The 859-nt window shown below is 71.2% G+C and carries 1 protein-coding gene; it reads right to left on the reverse strand.

All coding sequences use genetic code 11. The features are described 5' to 3' along the window. Window positions 1-123 precede the first annotated feature (123 nt). On the reverse strand, window positions 124-859 hold a 736-nt coding region (locus tag HUK84_RS20565), incomplete at its 5' end, for a DUF4159 domain-containing protein (RefSeq protein ID WP_176641848.1).

Genomic DNA, 859 nt, shown 5'->3' on the forward strand with positions numbered 1-859 from the left:
CCAACCCCGCGACGCCGGCCAGCACCACCAGCGCCGCCAGCCCGTACAGGACCGCCGCCGGCACCAGCGGCGCATAATCGATCGCCGTAAAATCGAGGCGCAGCGCATGCGGGCCGGGCATCGTCATTCCCCCAGCCGTCGCAGCAGCGCCGGCACATGGACCTGGTCGGCCTTGTAATTGCCGGTCAGCGCATACAGCACCGCGTTCACCCCGAACCGGTACGCCGTCACGCGCTGCGCGTCGCCGGCCGGCATGGTGGCATAGGGCGTGTCGCCCTGCGCATCCACCGCCCAGGCATGGGCCCAGTCGCTGGCGCCGATGATCACGGGGCTGACCCCGTCATTGCTGCTGTCGCCCTCGCGCGCCACCCAGACCGGCAGCCCGTCATACCGGCCCGGAAAATCATGCAGCAGATAGAATGTATGCGCCAGCACGTGCCGGTCGGTCAGCCGGGTCAGCGGCGGAACGTCCAGCCCCTCGGTCATCCGCCGCAGCGCCGCCAGGCTGCCCGGCGCCGGGGCCGCGAAATCGTCATGCGCCGCCTCCGGGCTGGCGGGATCGACCCCCTGCCCGTCGATCAGCAGGATCCCCCCATGGCGCATATAGGCGTTCAGCGCCGCGCTGCGCGCCGGATCGGCCTTCGCGTCCGCCGTGACCGGCCAGTACAGCATGGGGTAATAGGACAGGTCGTCGCGCCCCGGCACCACCCCGTCCGGATGGCCCAGTACGGCCGAGGTCCGGGCATTGGCATAATCCGACAGGCCCTGCAGCCCCTCGCGCGACACGCTGTCCACGTCCGCATGCCCGGTCAGGACATATCCCAGCCGCGTCTCCAGCGCGGCGCCCGGCACCGCCTCC

Source organism: Nguyenibacter vanlangensis, from assembly GCF_013376155.1.
GTDB classification, from domain to species: domain Bacteria; phylum Pseudomonadota; class Alphaproteobacteria; order Acetobacterales; family Acetobacteraceae; genus Gluconacetobacter; species Gluconacetobacter vanlangensis.